Genomic DNA, 14,764 nt, shown 5'->3' with positions numbered 1-14,764 from the left:
CACCCCCGTCACGGACGCGAAATGAGACCCGAAGCACATGATCTTCGAACGCAACGGGGCTGACGTACCCGTGGTGATCGTCGGCGCCGGGCCCGTGGGCGTGACCGCCGCCCTCCTCCTGGCCCGGCGCGGAGTCCGCAGCGTCGTCCTCGAACGCCACAGGGACATCTATCCGCTCCCGCGCGCCGCCGCCACCGACGACGAGGTACGCCGGATCCTCCAGGCCGCAGGCGTGGGAGAGGAGTTCGCCGCCATGGCCCGTCCGGCGAACGGGCTGCGGCTGCTGGACGCCCGGCACCGGGTGATGGCCGAGTTCCGGCGCACCGAGCACGGCCTGCACGGCTACCCGCAGACCAGCATGTTCGACCAGCCCGAGCTGGAACGCGTGCTGCGCGACGCCCTGGCCCGGCACCCGGAGTGCGAACTGCGGGGCGGAGTGGAGGTCACCGGCATCGGCCCGGACACCGAGGGCCCCGTGCGCGTGACCTACCGGGACGACGACGGTGAGCATCACCTGTGGGCCGAGGCGGTGCTCGGCTGCGACGGCGCGAACAGCCTCACCCGAGAGGCCGTCGGAGCCGCCTGGGAGGACCTGCGCTTCGAGGAACGCTGGACCGTCATCGACGTCCGTACGACGGCCGACGTGCGCTCCTGGGAGGGGGTCGACCAGGTCTGCGACCCGGACCGGCCGGCGACCTTCGCGCGCATCGGCGAGGACCGTTACCGCTGGGAGTTCCGGCTGCGCGAGGGGGTGGAGCAGCCGGTCCGCGAGTTGGTCGCTCCGTGGCTGCCGCCCTCGTACGAGGGGGACTTCGAGGTCATCCGCGAGGCGCAGTACACCTTCCGGGCCCGCCTCGCCGACCGTTGGCGCAGCGGTCGGGTGTTCCTGCTCGGCGATGCCGCCCACCTCACCCCGCCGTTCATCGGACAGGGGCTGTGCGCGGGCCTGCGGGACGCCTACAACCTCACCTGGAAGCTCGCCCGCGTGCTCCGACAGGGCGGGGACGAGCGACTGTTGGACACCTACGAGAGTGAACGCAAGCCGCACGCCCGGCATGTGATCCGGCTCGCGGTCGCCGTCGGCTGGGCCATGACCGGCGGCCAGGACCGTGCCGCCGCGATCCGCCGCAGGGCCCTGGCCGCGGCCTGCCGCGTACCCGGCCTGACCGAACTGGCCGGCCGCGACCTCAGCCCGCCCCTGACCACGGGACTCCTCGTACGCCGCCGCCTCCGCAAGGGCCTTGCGGGAACGCACTGCCCCCAACCATGGATCACCGCCGACGGACGGCGCAGCCGCCTCGACGAGGTGCTCGGTGACTCCTTCACCGTCCTCACCGCCGCCGATCCCTGGCCCTCGCTGAACGCCCTCGCCCACGCGCTCGGCGTCCGGACGATCCCCGCGACCGGCCTCGGCGACGACGGCACACTCGCCGCCTGGCTGCGCGCCGGCCGCGCGGACGCCGTACTGCTGCGCCCCGACCGCGTCGTCATGGACGTCGTCCCCGCCGGGGGCCGGGACTTCACCGGCACCACCACCTGGGCGTCCCTGCTGTACAGCACCCGCAGTCCCCACCCGCCGCGACGAACCGCCGACAACAGCCCGCTGAGGAGCGTCACCCGATGAGTCTGCGCGACCCTTTCGCGAGGCCGGATCCGCAGGCCGCCGCGGACAGCAACCTCACGGACTCCGCCCGCAATGTCGGGATGTCCGGCACCGATTACGCCGACCTGTACCGCTGGTCGGTCACGGACCGGGAAGGTTTCTCGGGCACCACGGCCCTGCCCAGGTGCATCGTCCACGGCCACGGCGCCACCACCCCAGCACTGACGGCGCCCGCCCGCGCAACGGGATGAGCAGCGGCCACTCACCCTTGCGCCCGAGACCGCGCTCTCGTCAGCCGTCCACGCATCTCACAGCTTCTTCAGGAGGGCTCCTCATGCCCATGCGTACGGAGATTCCCGTCTACCACCCCGACCTGTATTCGGCGTCGGCCATCCGCGACACCTATCCGCACTACGCCGCGCTGCGCGCACTCGGCCCCGTGGTGTGGCTGAGCAAGCACAAGGTCCACGCCCTGCCGCGGTATACCGAGTGCAAGCAAGTACTGCTGGACGACGACACCTTCGTCTCCTCGGGCGGCGTCGGCCTCAACCCCGTCGCCAACCGTATGAGCCAGGGCACCACACTGTGCAGTGACGGCGAGGAGCACGCCCGCCGCCGTTCCCTCCTCGCGCACCGCCTGACCCCCAGGGCGCTGCGCGCGATGAAGGACACGGTCGAGCAGCAGGCGGCCGCCGTGGTCGAGGCAGCCGTGGTCCGGCGAACGATCGACGCGGTGGAGGTCGCCACGGCACTGCCGATGGCAGTCGTCCCCGACCTGGTCGGCTGGCCTCAGCAGGGCCGCGAGGATCTGCTGCGCTGGGCCGGTGCCACCTTCGACGCTCTGGGCCCGATCAACCGCCAGGCGGTGCGCACACTCCCCGCGTCCCTCGGCATGCTGCGCTACGCCCGCGGTGTCGTCCGCGACCGGTCCGTGCTGGACGGCAGCATGGGCCACGACCTGCTGCGCGCGTCCGACGAGGGCCGGATCATGCCCGCCGAGTGCGTCACCATGATGATCGACTACCTGGCGCCGTCCCTGGACACCACCATCAGCGCCATCTCCAGCGCCCTGTACTTGTTCGCCACCCACCCCGAACAGTGGCGTCTGCTGAAGGCGGACCCGGACCTCATCCCGAAAGCGGTCAACGAGGTCGTCCGGCACGAATCCCCGATCCGCGCCTTCTCCCGCACAGTCGCCCGCGACACGGAACTCGCGGGCGTCCCGCTGGCCAAGGGCTCCCGGGTACTCGTCCTCTACGGCTCCGCCAATCGCGACCCGCTGGAGTGGGACGACCCGGACACCTTCGACATCCGCCGCGACGCCGCCCGCCAACTCGGCTTCGGGCAGGGCACGCACGGCTGCGCCGGTCAGGGCCTGGCCCGCATGGAGACCTCCGCGATGCTCCGCGCCCTGGTCGAACGTGTCGACCGCATCGAGGTGACCGGCCCACCCGAGTGGGCCCTGAACAACGTCATCCATCGCCTGGAGCGCCTGCCGCTCGAACTCATCCCCGCCTGAACCCGCCGCTCGCCCGTTCGAAGACAGCTGAGGACAGCACCATGAAGATCTCCGTCGACCATCCGCGCTGCGAAGGCCACGGCCTGTGCGCCGACCAGGCCCCCGACCTCTTCAGCCTGGACGACGACGCCGAACTCACCTACCACTTCGAGGGCACCGACGTCCCCGACGAGCATCAGCCCGCCGCCCGCGCGGCCGTCAACGCCTGCCCGGTCGCCGCCCTGCGAGTGCTGTCGTGACCGCACCGCGCTCGGTGCTCATCGTCGGTGAGTCACTCGCCGGGACCACCGCCGCCCGCCACCTGCGCACCCTCGGTCACACCGGACCCCTCACGATCATCGGCGCGGAAGAACACGGCGCCTACTCGCGCCCGCCCCTGTCCAAAGCCGTCCTGAAAGACCCGGCCGCCGACGACACCCTCGGCCTGGCCCTCGACGGACTCGACGCCGACGTCATCCGCTCGCCCGCCGTCGCCGCCGACACCCGGCGCCGCACCGTCACAACCGCCGACGGCCGCCAGGTCGGCTACGACGCGCTGATCATCGCCACCGGCGCCGACGCCCGCCGCCTCGCCGCCCCCGGGCAGCGGGGCGAACTCGTGCTGCGCACCCTCGACGACGCCCGCCGACTCCGCGCCCGCCTGGCCGACGCCGCTTCGGCGATCGTGGTCGGCGCCGGCTTCCTCGGCATGGAGGTGGCCGGCGCCTGCGCCGCCCGCGGCATCCCGGTCACCGTCGTGGACGCCGACCGGCCGCTGGAACGCATCCTCGGCGGTCACCTGTCCGCCGCGATCACCGCACGCGCTGCGGCGTACGGCATCCGCTTCATACAGGCCACTGGCTTCGCCACCCTGACCGGCGACCCCGTCAACGGCGTGGCGCTCCCGGACGGCACCGAACTCACCGCGGACCTGGTCGTCACCTGTGCCGGAGAAGTGCCCTGCGTCGGCTGGCTGGCAGGGACCGGCCTCGCCGACCGCCTCGGTGTCGGCATCGACGAGGCCTGCGCCACCACCATCCCCGGCGTGTTCGCCGCAGGCGACGTCACCTATCTCCGTGGCGACGGCACACGGCCCGACCGGCGTGCGCCCTTCTGGTCCAACGCCGTCGCCCAGGGCAGGACCGCGGCGGCCTCCGCCCTGGGGCTCGCTGCGACGGGACCAGCGCAGGACGACTACTTCTGGACCGAGGTCGCCGGTCTCACCGTCAAGATCGTCGGCCGTCTGCCGCTCCTCGGCGAACCGGCCACGGTCCAGGGCAGCGTGGCCGACGGACGCGCGCTGCTCACCTGGAGCCATGCCGACGGAACGTCGACGGCGGTCGCCTACGGACTGCGTAAACCGGTCTCCGCGCTACGGGCCTTGGCCGCCACGTCTTTGCCGCCGCCACCGTGACTGCTGGCCGAACTCCGCCGCGCGGACTCATGGGACCTGGACGACTGCTCCGTGGACGGATCGCACGTCCGGCCCTCAAGGGGGATCACGTCGGCCCCTCGCCTCATCCCGGCGGACGCCGAGCACGCAGGGGCGAGAAGCTCGCCGAGTCCCTCGGCGTGACCCGCAGGAGTCGGGTCAACGGTCGACCAGCCGCGGACGCGGGATCTCACCCGTGGATTCCGCAGTCGTGTCTGCGGTGCCGACCGGGCCGCGGGGAAGGATCCGGTCCAGCCACTTCGGCAGCCACCAGTTGGTCCGGCCGAGGAGTGTCATGGTCGCCGGTACCAGCACCATGCGTACGACCGTGGCGTCGATGAAGATCGCGGTGGCCAGGCCGAGCCCGAACATCTTGGTGGAGGGATCCTCGGCGACGGCGAAGGACAGGAAGACCGCCACCATGATGAGGGCGGCCGAGGTGATGATCCGGGCGGTGCCCGAGACGCCCTCGACGATCGCCGTGCGGTTGTCGCCGGTGCGCAGGTACTCCTCGCGTACGCGGGAGAGGAGGAACACCTCGTAGTCCATCGACAGGCCGAACAGGATGGCGAAGAGGAACATGGGGATGAACGACACGATCGGAACCGTCGCCTCCAGGCCGATGAGTGAGCTTCCCCAGCCCCATTGGAAGACCGCGACCATGACGCCGTAGGCCGCGCCGATGCTCAGCAGGTTCAGCAGTACCGCCTTGAGCGGGACGAGTATCGAGCGGAAGACCAGCATCAGCAGCAGGAACGACATCGCCAGCACGGCTGCGACGAACACCGGCAGGCGTTCGCTGGTGCGTTGGCCCACATCGGACAGGCTCGCGGCGGCGCCGCCGACATGAGCCCTGGCCGGGCCGTGCCCGGTCGCCGTGGGCAGTACGTCGGTGCGCAGCCGGGCGATGGTGTCGGCCGTGGCCTTCTCCTGCGGGCTGGTGGTCGGGAACACCACGAGGGTCGCGATGCCGGTGGCCCGATCGATGTGCGCCGGCGCGACGGACGCGATGCCCGGATCCGCGGCGACCGCCCCGACGAGGCGGTCCACCACTTGCGGATCACCGGCGGGGTCCGCGGCGATGACGAGGGGACCGTTCGTGCCCGGGCCGAACCCCTCGGCGACGAGGTCGTAGGCGCGGCGCTCGGTACGGCTGGGGGGCTGCGAGCCGTCGTCGGGCAGGCCGACGCGCAGGCCGAGCACGGGCAGCGTCGCGGTCAGCAGCAGCCCCGCCGCGCCGATCGCGTACGGCACCGGGTGCCGGTTGACGTGCCCGATCCAGCGCCGCCACCCGGCGGCGGGGGCGGCGCCCGGCGCCGGGGCCCGTCGCCGGGTGAGTCGGCCCGGCTTCCCGGTCCGCAGAGCCCGGCCGATCCGGCCGATCCGGGCCAGGCGCGGGCCGGCGGCGCCGAGGAAGGCCGGCAGCAGGGTCACCGACGCGACCACCATGATCAGGACCACGATCGAGACGGCGAGCCCGCCCACCGTCATGAACGGCACGTTCGCGACCGCCAGGCCGAGGATCGATACGACGACGATGCCGCCGGCGAAGACCACGGGCCGCCCCGCCGTGGCCACCGCCCGCCCCGCCGCCTCGCGGTGATCGAGCCCGCGCGCGAGGTACTCCCGGTGCCGGGCGAGCACGAACAGCGCGTAGTCGATGCCGACTCCGAGCCCGACCATGCTGCCCAGGACGGGGGCGAAGGTCGGGACGTCCGTCACCCCCGCCAGGACCGTCATCGTGGCAACCCCGACGGTCAGCCCGAAGACCGCCATGCCGATCGGCAGCGCGGCGGCGACGAGCGAACCGAACGCCAGAAACAGGATCGCCGCCGCGGCGAGGATGCCGATCAGCTCGCTCATGCCGCCGGCGGGGTCGGAGAAGGCGTAGAAGAGGTCCCCGCCCATCTCGATGCGCAACGGCAGTTCGGCGCGCAGCCGGTCGCCGAGATCGACGAGGGCGTCGAGGTCCTTGGCGGACAGCATGCTCTGGTCGGGGTACTGCACCCGGACGACCGCGATCCGCCCGTCGGCCGAGACGAGGCCGTCGCGCACGGTGGTGTCCCCACCCGCGTCGAGTGCCCCCGCCGGGTCGCTCGTGCCGAGTACGTGCGGCAGCCGCCGCACCTCGGCCTGCAGCCGCGTGAGAGCGGTACGCGCGCCGGCGTCGTCGATGAACGTCGCACCGTCCTCGACGGGGGTGACGACCACTTGGGCGGTCATCCCCTCCTGGCCGGTGCCGGCCCGCTCGATCAGTTGCGCGGCCCGCTGGGAGTCCAGTCCCGGGGCGGTCATCGAGTCCGCGGTCCGCCCGCCGACGGAGAGCGCGGCGAGGACGGCGAGCGTGGCGGCGACCAGCCATGCCGCGATCACCCGCCAGGGACGGCGGGCGGCGCTTGCGCCCAGGCGCCACAGGGCTTTCGAGAGCATCGGGTCCTCCAACCACCTCGTCGGCCGTCCTTGTACGGCCCTCGATGCCGAGGTTGGCCGCCACGGTGTTCCGCGGCATCGGCCCGCGGGCCGCGGATCCGTCGGCCCCGAGTCGGAGTGCCGCCCCGTCCTTTCGGCCGATGCGCGCCACGGCGCGGTCCCTAGGCTGAGAAGCGTGCTGCGAGACGACCTGCGAACCCTGTGGAGCGAACCCCGGCCGCCCGACGCGCCCGCCCGGGTGTGGCGGGACTGGGCGCTGCTCGCCGCGGGCCTGTGCGGCGTGGTGCTGGAGGCCACCCTGCGCGAGGACCTCGTGTGGCGGCCGGTGGCGGTGGTGCTCGCCGTATGGCTGTGCCTGCTGACCCTGTGGCGCCGGACGCGCCCGCTGGCGATGGTCACGCTGGCGTTCGGCTCGACGATGCTGCTCCAGGCCGCCTCGCTCGTCGCCGCACCGAGCGAGCCCGTCGGCCTGCACACCGGCGTGATCGTGCTCGCGCTGGTGTACGCGCTGCCCCGGTGGGGATCGGGACGGGAGATCGTGCTGGGCAGCGGGGTGATCGTGGCGGTCTGCGCGGTGTACGCCGTCACGGACGAAACCCCGGCCGCCGAACAGGTGGGGGGCTACGTCTTCCTGTCGCTGCCCGGTTTGATCGGGGCCGCCGTGCGGTTCTGGGGGGCCGCTCGCGAACGGCAGTTGGAGCAGGTACGCTCCCGCGAGCGTGAGCAACTCGCCCGGGAACTCCACGACACGGTGGCCCACCACGTGTCGGCCATGGTGATCCGCGCCCAGGCGGGCCGGGTGCTCGCGGCCACCGACCCGTCCGCCGCCGTGGAGGCGCTGGAGGGGGTCGAGGAGGAAGGGGCACGCACGCTGGAGGAAATGCGGGCCATGGTCGCCACGCTGCGCGACCGCAGGGTCGGCGCCGAACTGGCGCCGCCTGCCGGCGTCGCGGACCTGGAGTGCCTGGTGCGCGCCCCGGGCGGTCGTCTCAGGGTCGATCTGGGGCTCCACGGCGAGCTGGACTCGCTGCCCCCGGCCGTGGACGCGGCCGTCTACCGCATCGTGCAGGAGTCGGTGACCAACGCGATGCGCCATGCGGTCGGCGCGACCGAGGTCGTGGTCCGGGTCACCGCGGAACGGCACACGGTACGGGTGAGCGTGCGCGACGACGGCCAACGCACCGGCCGAGGTCGCGACGGATACGGACTCACCGGACTGCGCGAACGCGCGACCCTGCTCGGCGGCACCCTACGAGCCGGCCCGGGCGCCGAAGAGGGCTGGCACGTCGAAGCCGAACTGCCGAGAGCGAGGAGCGAGAACGGTGTCCATTCGCGTCCTCGTCGCTGACGACCAGACGATCATCCGCACCGGGCTGCGGATCATGCTGAACGCCCAGCCCGGCATCGAGGTGGTCGGCGAGGCCGCCGACGGACGCGAAGCGGTACGCCTGGCCCGCGAACTGCGCCCCGACGTCTGCCTGTTCGACATCCGCATGCCTCTGCTCGACGGGCTGGAGGCCACCCGGCTGATCGCCGGCCCGGACGTCGCCGACCCGCTGGTCGTGGTCGTCATCACCACGTTCGACCTCGACGAGTACGTCTACGGCTCACTCCGTGCCGGCGCCCGCGGATTCCTCCTCAAGGACACCGGACCTGACCTCCTGGCGCAGGCCGTCCGGTCGGCGTCCGACGGTGAGGCGCTCATCGCCCCCAGCGTCACCGTCCGTCTGCTCCAGGCGTTCGCGGACCTGCCCGCCGGCCGGCCCGCGGCCCAGCCGGTCTCCCCGGTCACCGCCCGCGAGGAGCAGGTGCTCCTGGCCGTCGCTCGCGGGCTGACCAACACCGAGATCGCCGATGCGCTGCACATCAGCCTCAGCACGGTGAAGACGCATCTGGCCAGCCTGATGGCCAAACTCGGCGCCCGCAACCGGGTCGAGATCGCGATGTGGGCCTACGAGACACGCCGCATCCTCCCCGGAAGCTGAGGCGTGTGCCGGGCCGTGCGGGCGGGTGGGCCGGTTGCCGACGTGCTCCGCACGCAGCTTGCGCGAGTCGGCCATCCTCTTGGCGTGCACCTGTCGACGAGGTCGACGGGTGCCCCGGCGCACGAGCGAGGCGACCGGCGCCCTGATCCACTCGTGCTGGGGCCGGTCGGCCTGCGCCGGACCATCACCGGCCGCCACCCCTGCGCCCGTTCGCCCGGCGGCGTTAGCCTTCCGGTATGGGCGACCCCGGGCTCTTCACCCCCCAGTCCGTGACCTGGCAACTGCACGCCGACCCCATGATGTGGGTCGCCGGCGTGCGCGCGCTCTACCTCCAGGCCCTGCACCCGCGCGCGGTCCGCGGGGTCATGCAGAACTCCGACTTCCGGCGCGACGCCTGGGGCCGGCTGATGCGGACCGCGAACTTCGTCGGGACCATCACCTACGGCACCACCGAGGCCGCCGAGCGGGCCGGGGCCAAGGTGCGGAAGATCCACAGCATGCTGCGGGCCACCGACCCGGACACCGGCGAGGTGTACGGCGTCGACGAACCCGGACTGCTGCTGTGGGTGCACTGTGCCGAGATCGACTCCTATCTGCACGTCGCCCGCCGCTCCGGCATCCCGCTCACCGACGCCCAGGCCGACCGGTACATCGACGAACACCGGGCAGGCGCCCGCCTGGTGGGGCTCGACCCCGACGCCGTACCGGCCAACCGGGCGGAGATGGCGGCGTACTTCGAGAAGGTGCGCCCCGAACTCGCCTGTGGAGCCGAGGCACGCGCGGTGGACGACTTCCTGCTCCGCCCCCCGACGCACCCCCTCCTCGTCCCGGCGCGCGAGCTGCTGTGGCGGCGCGTGGCGCATCTGGCGTACGCCGCTCTGCCGCCGTACGCCCACGAGCTGTACGGCAGACCGGCCCCCGAACCGGCCACCGTCACCCGCCGGTTGCGCGCCACCGGCACCCTGCTGCGCTGCATTCCCGCACGTCTGCGCTGGCAACTCCCGCCCAAACACATCCTGCGGGCCATGGACCGGCTCGGCCCCGGCAGCCGCCCGGCACCGTACAAATTCGGACGATAGCTCGCCATACTGGACGGGCCAGGGGAGGGCGGGGCACCACAGCGACGGGGGCGATCGCGGAAGATGGGGGACAGCAGGCTCATTTACGGCCGGTACCGACTGCTCGACCTGATCGGGCGCGGCGGCATGGGCGAGGTGTGGCGCGCCCGCGACGAGTCCCTCGGCCGGCACGTCGCCGTGAAGTGCCTCAAACCGCTGGGCCGGCACCACGACCAGTCCTTCACCCGGGTCCTGAGAGAACGGTTCCGGCGCGAGGCCCGCGTGGCCGCCGCGCTCCAGCACCGCGGCATCACCGTGGTGCACGACTTCGGCGAGTCCGACGGCGTCCTCTACCTCGTCATGGAACTCCTGGAGGGCCGCAACCTCAGCCAGCTCCTGGAGGACAACAGACACCACCCGCTGCCCGTCCACGCCGTCGTCGACATCGCCGACCAGGTCACCGCCGCCCTCGCCTACACCCACCAACAGGGCATCGTGCACCGCGACCTCAAACCCGCGAACATCGTGCGGCTCACCGACGGCACCGTGAAGATCTGCGACTTCGGCATCGCCCGGCTCGGCGCCGACATCGGCTTCACCTCCCGGCTGACCGGCACCGGCATCGCCATGGGCACCCCGCACTACATGTCGCCCGAACAGATCGGCGGCACCGAGGTCGACCAGCGCAGCGACCTGTACTCGCTGGGCTGCGTGCTCTACGAGATCGCCACCGGCGTGCCGCCCTTCGACCTCGACGACGCCTGGGCGGTCCTGGTCGGCCACCGCGACACCCCGCCCCGCCCGCCGCGCGAACACCGCGCCGAACTCCCCGGCTACTTCGAGGAGATCATCCTGGACCTGCTGGCCAAACGCCCCGAGGACCGGCCGCACGACGCCCGCGCGGTGGGCCGGCGGATCGGCGCGGGCCGCACCACCCCGACGTACGTACCCACCGTCGTCACCCCGCGCCCCGAACTGCGGCCGCCCGAACCGGCTCCCCGCGAGGCCCGGCTGCCGTCCTGGACACGGGGCATGACCACCGGCCACAAGGCCACCGGCGCCGGACTGCGCACCGCACCCCCGGACGCCGGAGCAGGGCTGACCGGCGAGTGGATCCCGCGCTCGATCGCCGCCCGGCCCGAGGAACCCGTGCCGCAGGCGCCGCCCGCGCCCGACCCGGCCGCGCTCACCGCCCTGGCCGGCCGGCACAACGCCGGACTCAGCCTGGGACGCCTGGGCCGCTGGGCGGAGGCCGGCGAGGTGCACCGCGCGGTCGCCGCCGAACGCGAGCACCTCCTCGGCCCCGACCACCCCGACACCCTCGCCAGCCGCTACGAGGTGGCCTTCACCCTCAGCCGCACCGGCCGCGCCGCCGACGCCCTGCGGGAGTACAAGCACGTCGCCCGCTGCCGCAGCCTGGCCCTCGGCCCCGACCACCCCGAAACCCTCGCCGCCCGCCAGGAGATGGCCTTCGTCCTGGGCCAGCTGGGCCGCCACTTCGACGCCCACCAGGTGTACACCTCCGTGCTCGCCGCACGGGAGCAGGCCATGGGCGCCGACCATCCCGACACCCTGCGCTGCCGGCACAACCTCGCCTTCAACCTCAGCCGCCTCGGCCGCCTGGAGGACTCCTACCGCATGGCCCGCGAGGTGGCCGCCGCCCGCGCCCGCGTCCTCGGCGCCGACCACCCCGAAACCCTCGTCACCCGCTACGAAGTGGCCTACGCACTGGGCCAGTTGGGCCGCTGGGCGGAGGCCCTGGACACCTACCGGGACGTCGCCGCGGCACGCACCCACGCCCTGGGGGCCGACCACCCCGACACCCTGGCCGCCCGCTACGAGGTCGGCATCAGCCTCGGCCGCCTCGGCCGCAGCGCCGAAGCCCTGCGGCTGTACCGCGAGCTGATCGAGGACCGCACCCGCGTCCACGGCCCCGCCCACCCCGAAACCCTGCGCGCCCGCCACGGCCTCGGCGTCAACCTCGGCCGGCTCGGCCACTGGGAGGAGGCCCTCGCCGAGTCCCGCGACGTGTGCGCGATCCGCGAGCGCGTTCTCGGCCCCGAGCACCCGGACACCCTCGTCAGCCGCCGCGAGGTCGCCGTCGGCCTCGGCTGGCTCGGCCGCTGGCCGGACGCCCTCACCGAGTACCGCAGAGTCGCCGCCGCCCGCGAACGCGTCCTCGGCCCCACCCACCCCGACACCCTCGCAAGCCGCAACGACGAGGCCCACTGCCTGGAACAACTCGGCCGCGCCGCGGAGGCGGTGGAGCTGTACCGACGGGTGGCGGTACTGCGGCAGCAGGGCGCGGCGAGCGCGCACTGACCGGACCGGTCGAAGGCGGCCGGTGCGTGCACCAGACGGGCGGAGGAGCCGCAAAGGCGGCGGCCGGTCCCCGGGCGATGTCCGCGACCGCCGCCCTCGCGGGGGCGACGCGGCACTGCGTCGGATCAGTTCAGGAGGTGGTCGCGCAACTCGGTCATGGCCTGCATCAGCCGGTCCGGCCAGGTCGGATCGGTCAGGAAGGCACCCTCCGCCTCGGCCAGCACCGCCGCCGTGGTCCCCGGAACGGGCGCGGAGCCGAGAGTCCGTGCGATCTCCCGCGCGATCTCCGCCATACGGGCCACGCTCCCCTCCTGATGGGCGGCGCGCAGGTGTCCGACGAGGCGGACCACCTCCGCACGCCCCCGGGCCGGTTCGCCCATGGCCGTCAGCGATCGCGCGCCGCAGTCCTCGTACACCCGACGTTCTCCTTGCTCAGCGCTCACGGGAGCTCTTACGCGGTGGTGTGGGCGGTGCTGTGCTGCCCGCGCCGGCGGCCCGGACGCGGCCCGCGCCCGCCGTCACCGTCGGTCGCGCCGCGCACCCCGGTGAGGGTGAAGGCCAGGGCGGCGGCGGCCACGACCGCGAGCAGGGCGAGGCCGGCCGCGTAGGTCCCGTACTCGCCGTACAGCGAGCCCATCACCAGCGGCGGCAGGAAGCCGCCCAGCCCGCCGGCCGCGCCGACCACGCCGGTGACCGAGCCGACCTGGTTGGCCGGGGTCTGCAGCGCCACCAGCGCGAAGGTCGCGCCGCTGCCCGCGCCGAGCGCGGCGGCCATGGCCAGGAAGGCGACGGTGCCCAGCGGCACCAGGCCCGGCGTGAACGACTGCACCAGCGCCCCGGCCACGACCACGCCCAAGGCCCCGGCCAGCACCCGGACCGGCCCCAGCCGGTCGGACAGCCAGCCGCCCACCGGCCGCATCGCCACCGCGAGCAGCACGAACCCGGCCATGCGGTTCGCGGCGTCGGCCTGGGAAAGGCTGTAGCCGGTCTTGAGGTAGGTGGGCAGGTAGACGGAGAAGGCGACATAGCCGCCGAAGGCGACCGCATACAGCGCGGACGCCTGCCAGGTGATCCTCAGCTTCAGCGTGGCACCCAGCCGACGGGCCAGGGGCTGGGTCGGCACGGTACGGCCGGGAGCGTCCCGCAGCAGCAGCGCGGCGGTCGCCGCGTAGACGGCGAGCACCGCGGCGGTGATCAGGAAGGGGGTGGACATGCTCTGCGCGTCGACCAGCTTGACCGTGGTCAGGGCGCTGATGGCGGTGCCGCCCATGCCGACGCCGAAGACGCCGATGGCCAGGCCCCGCCGCTCGGGCGGGAACCAGGCGTTGACGAGCGGCACGCCGACGGCGAACGCGGTGCCGCCGATGCCCAGGAAGAAGCCGCCGACCAGCAGGGCGGCGAAGGAGTCGTGGCCGGCCAGACCGAGGTAGAGCACCGGCACGATGGTGGCGGCCGAGACGATCGGGAACATCATCCGGCCGCCGAACCGGTCGGTCAGCGCGCCGACCGGTATGCGGCCCAGCGAGCCGACCACGACCGGCACCGCCACCAGCAGCGACTGCTGGAACGACGTCAGGTCCAGGGTGTCCTTGAAGCGCGGGCCGAGCGGACTGAGCAGCGCCCAGGCCCAGAAGTTCACGGCGAAGCCGATGGTGGCCAGCGCCAGCATCAGCCAGGCCCGCCCCGGCACCGGCGAGCCCGAGCCCGGCCTCTCGCTGTGCGTCTTCGCCGACTGGACCATGCTGTCCGTCCTCTCCCACTGCGTCACCACTGCGTCACGTGTGTGGCGTGGGGCCCGTGCTGTCGCGGACCCGTCTTCGCAGCCACTGTCCGCGCGCGGGTGCTCGGGCGGCATGGGCCAAGGGTCCCCGCGGGCCGGGCACAGGGCCCTCGAACGGGGCCGCCCCGGCGGCGGCACCCCGCCTCCGCGGGGGACACGGCGGAACAGGGCCGATCGGCCCTGTCGCCCTTGCGGTGAGCCCGGGGACGATGACGCGATGTCCTGGGACGACGCCTTTCGCGCTCTCGGCCGACGGGAGTGCCTGAGCCTGCTGGGCAAGGTACCGGTCGGGCGCGTGGTCTACACCCGGCAGGCGCTGCCTGCCGTCCTCCCGGTCAACTTCTCGCTGGACGCGGACGCCTCCGTCGTGCTGCGCACCGCACGGGACTCGGACCTCGTACGCGCCGTCGACGGGGTCGTGGTCGCCTTCGAGGCGGACGAGTTCGACGCGGCGGCCCACTCCGGCTGGAGTGTCGTCGTCACGGGACGGGCCGACGTGGTGACCGACCCGGCCGAGCACGCACGGCTGTCGCGGACCGGCCCCCGCTCCTGGATGCCCCTGCACGACGCGGTCTTCGTGCGGATCACCTCCGAACTGGTCACCGGACGCGAGCTCAGGGCGGCGACCGACCCTCGGTGAACCGCCTTCCGCGCCG

13 protein-coding genes and 1 pseudogene are annotated in these 14,764 nt (G+C 73.3%); 11 read left to right on the top strand and 3 right to left on the bottom strand.

The window, feature by feature from the left end; all coding sequences use genetic code 11:
- Positions 1-37: 37 nt before the first annotated feature.
- The 6 genes and pseudogenes from ICC28_RS30750 to ICC28_RS30725 form a co-directional block, all read left to right on the top strand.
- Positions 38-1,624 carry a bifunctional 3-(3-hydroxy-phenyl)propionate/3-hydroxycinnamic acid hydroxylase gene (locus ICC28_RS30750; RefSeq protein ID WP_188292027.1) on the top strand — a complete coding sequence of 529 codons (1,587 nt, stop codon included), beginning with the start codon at positions 38-40 and terminating at the stop codon, positions 1,622-1,624.
- Positions 1,621-1,854 (top strand): hypothetical protein, encoded by a 234-nt coding sequence (locus ICC28_RS30745; protein ID WP_188292026.1) that lies wholly within the window; start codon positions 1,621-1,623, stop codon positions 1,852-1,854. Before ICC28_RS30750 ends, ICC28_RS30745 begins: the two co-directional genes overlap by 4 nt.
- 83 nt (positions 1,855-1,937) lie before the next feature.
- Positions 1,938-3,122 (top strand): cytochrome P450, encoded by a 1,185-nt coding sequence (locus ICC28_RS30740; protein WP_188292025.1) that lies wholly within the window; start codon positions 1,938-1,940, stop codon positions 3,120-3,122.
- Between the two features lie 41 nt (positions 3,123-3,163).
- On the top strand, positions 3,164-3,361 hold the full coding sequence (locus ICC28_RS30735) for a ferredoxin (protein ID WP_188292024.1): 198 nt from the start codon (positions 3,164-3,166) through the stop codon (positions 3,359-3,361).
- A complete protein-coding gene (locus ICC28_RS30730; RefSeq protein WP_188292023.1) occupies positions 3,358-4,515 on the top strand; it encodes an NAD(P)/FAD-dependent oxidoreductase in 1,158 nt (385 codons plus the stop codon). The genes ICC28_RS30735 and ICC28_RS30730 overlap by 4 nt, the downstream gene beginning before the upstream one ends.
- A pseudogene (locus tag ICC28_RS30725) lies at positions 4,516-4,655 on the top strand (IS5/IS1182 family transposase); the annotation flags it as partial. It abuts the gene before it with no gap.
- A gap of 37 nt (positions 4,656-4,692) precedes the next feature.
- Here ICC28_RS30725 and ICC28_RS30720 read toward each other — a convergent pair.
- Complete coding sequence (locus tag ICC28_RS30720; protein ID WP_188292022.1) at positions 4,693-6,963, bottom strand: MMPL family transporter; 2,271 nt, start codon at positions 6,961-6,963, stop codon at positions 4,693-4,695.
- 175 nt (positions 6,964-7,138) lie between these two features.
- Between ICC28_RS30720 and ICC28_RS30715 the strand changes: the two genes are divergently transcribed.
- The 4 genes from ICC28_RS30715 (at position 7,139) to ICC28_RS30700 (ending at position 12,328) form a co-directional block, all read left to right on the top strand.
- Positions 7,139-8,311: a sensor histidine kinase gene (locus tag ICC28_RS30715; protein WP_188292021.1), complete on the top strand. Its 1,173-nt coding sequence runs from the start codon at positions 7,139-7,141 to the stop codon at positions 8,309-8,311.
- Positions 8,286-8,948: a response regulator gene (locus ICC28_RS30710; protein ID WP_188292020.1), complete on the top strand. Its 663-nt coding sequence runs from the start codon at positions 8,286-8,288 to the stop codon at positions 8,946-8,948. Before ICC28_RS30715 ends, ICC28_RS30710 begins: the two co-directional genes overlap by 26 nt.
- Positions 8,949-9,184: 236 nt before the next feature.
- The gene (locus ICC28_RS30705) at positions 9,185-10,027 is read left to right on the top strand and encodes an oxygenase MpaB family protein (RefSeq protein WP_188292019.1); all 843 of its coding nucleotides are present in this window, start codon (positions 9,185-9,187) and stop codon (positions 10,025-10,027) included.
- Between the two features lie 63 nt (positions 10,028-10,090).
- Positions 10,091-12,328 (top strand): tetratricopeptide repeat-containing serine/threonine-protein kinase, encoded by a 2,238-nt coding sequence (locus tag ICC28_RS30700; protein ID WP_188292018.1) that lies wholly within the window; start codon positions 10,091-10,093, stop codon positions 12,326-12,328.
- Positions 12,329-12,453: 125 nt separating this feature from the next.
- Here ICC28_RS30700 and ICC28_RS30695 read toward each other — a convergent pair whose 3' ends face one another.
- Positions 12,454-12,744: a hypothetical protein gene (locus tag ICC28_RS30695; protein WP_188292017.1), complete on the bottom strand. Its 291-nt coding sequence runs from the start codon at positions 12,742-12,744 to the stop codon at positions 12,454-12,456.
- 35 nt (positions 12,745-12,779) lie between these two features.
- On the bottom strand, positions 12,780-14,069 hold the full coding sequence (locus ICC28_RS30690) for a nitrate/nitrite transporter (protein ID WP_188292016.1): 1,290 nt from the start codon (positions 14,067-14,069) through the stop codon (positions 12,780-12,782).
- Positions 14,070-14,325: 256 nt separating this feature from the next.
- Here ICC28_RS30690 and ICC28_RS30685 point away from each other — a divergent pair, with 256 nt between their 5' ends.
- Positions 14,326-14,748 carry a pyridoxamine 5'-phosphate oxidase family protein gene (locus ICC28_RS30685; protein WP_188292015.1) on the top strand — a complete coding sequence of 141 codons (423 nt, stop codon included), beginning with the start codon at positions 14,326-14,328 and terminating at the stop codon, positions 14,746-14,748.
- Positions 14,749-14,764: the final 16 nt, after the last annotated feature.

The sequence above is a fragment of the Streptomyces sp. TRM68416 genome (genome assembly GCF_014596915.1).
Taxonomy (GTDB): domain Bacteria; phylum Actinomycetota; class Actinomycetes; order Streptomycetales; family Streptomycetaceae; genus Streptomyces.
This window is presented reverse-complemented; position numbering and strand designations above follow the sequence as displayed.

Coding starts and splice junctions, on each gene's coding strand:
- ICC28_RS30750 (WP_188292027.1), top strand. CDS start 38: ATGATCTTCGAACGCAACGGGGCTGACGTACCCGTGGTGATCGTCGGC.
- ICC28_RS30745 (WP_188292026.1), top strand. CDS start 1,621: ATGAGTCTGCGCGACCCTTTCGCGAGGCCGGATCCGCAGGCCGCCGCG.
- ICC28_RS30740 (WP_188292025.1), top strand. CDS start 1,938: ATGCCCATGCGTACGGAGATTCCCGTCTACCACCCCGACCTGTATTCG.
- ICC28_RS30735 (WP_188292024.1), top strand. CDS start 3,164: ATGAAGATCTCCGTCGACCATCCGCGCTGCGAAGGCCACGGCCTGTGC.
- ICC28_RS30720 (WP_188292022.1), bottom strand. CDS start 6,963: ATGCTCTCGAAAGCCCTGTGGCGCCTGGGCGCAAGCGCCGCCCGCCGT.
- ICC28_RS30705 (WP_188292019.1), top strand. CDS start 9,185: ATGGGCGACCCCGGGCTCTTCACCCCCCAGTCCGTGACCTGGCAACTG.
- ICC28_RS30700 (WP_188292018.1), top strand. CDS start 10,091: ATGGGGGACAGCAGGCTCATTTACGGCCGGTACCGACTGCTCGACCTG.
- ICC28_RS30690 (WP_188292016.1), bottom strand. CDS start 14,069: ATGGTCCAGTCGGCGAAGACGCACAGCGAGAGGCCGGGCTCGGGCTCG.
- ICC28_RS30685 (WP_188292015.1), top strand. CDS start 14,326: ATGTCCTGGGACGACGCCTTTCGCGCTCTCGGCCGACGGGAGTGCCTG.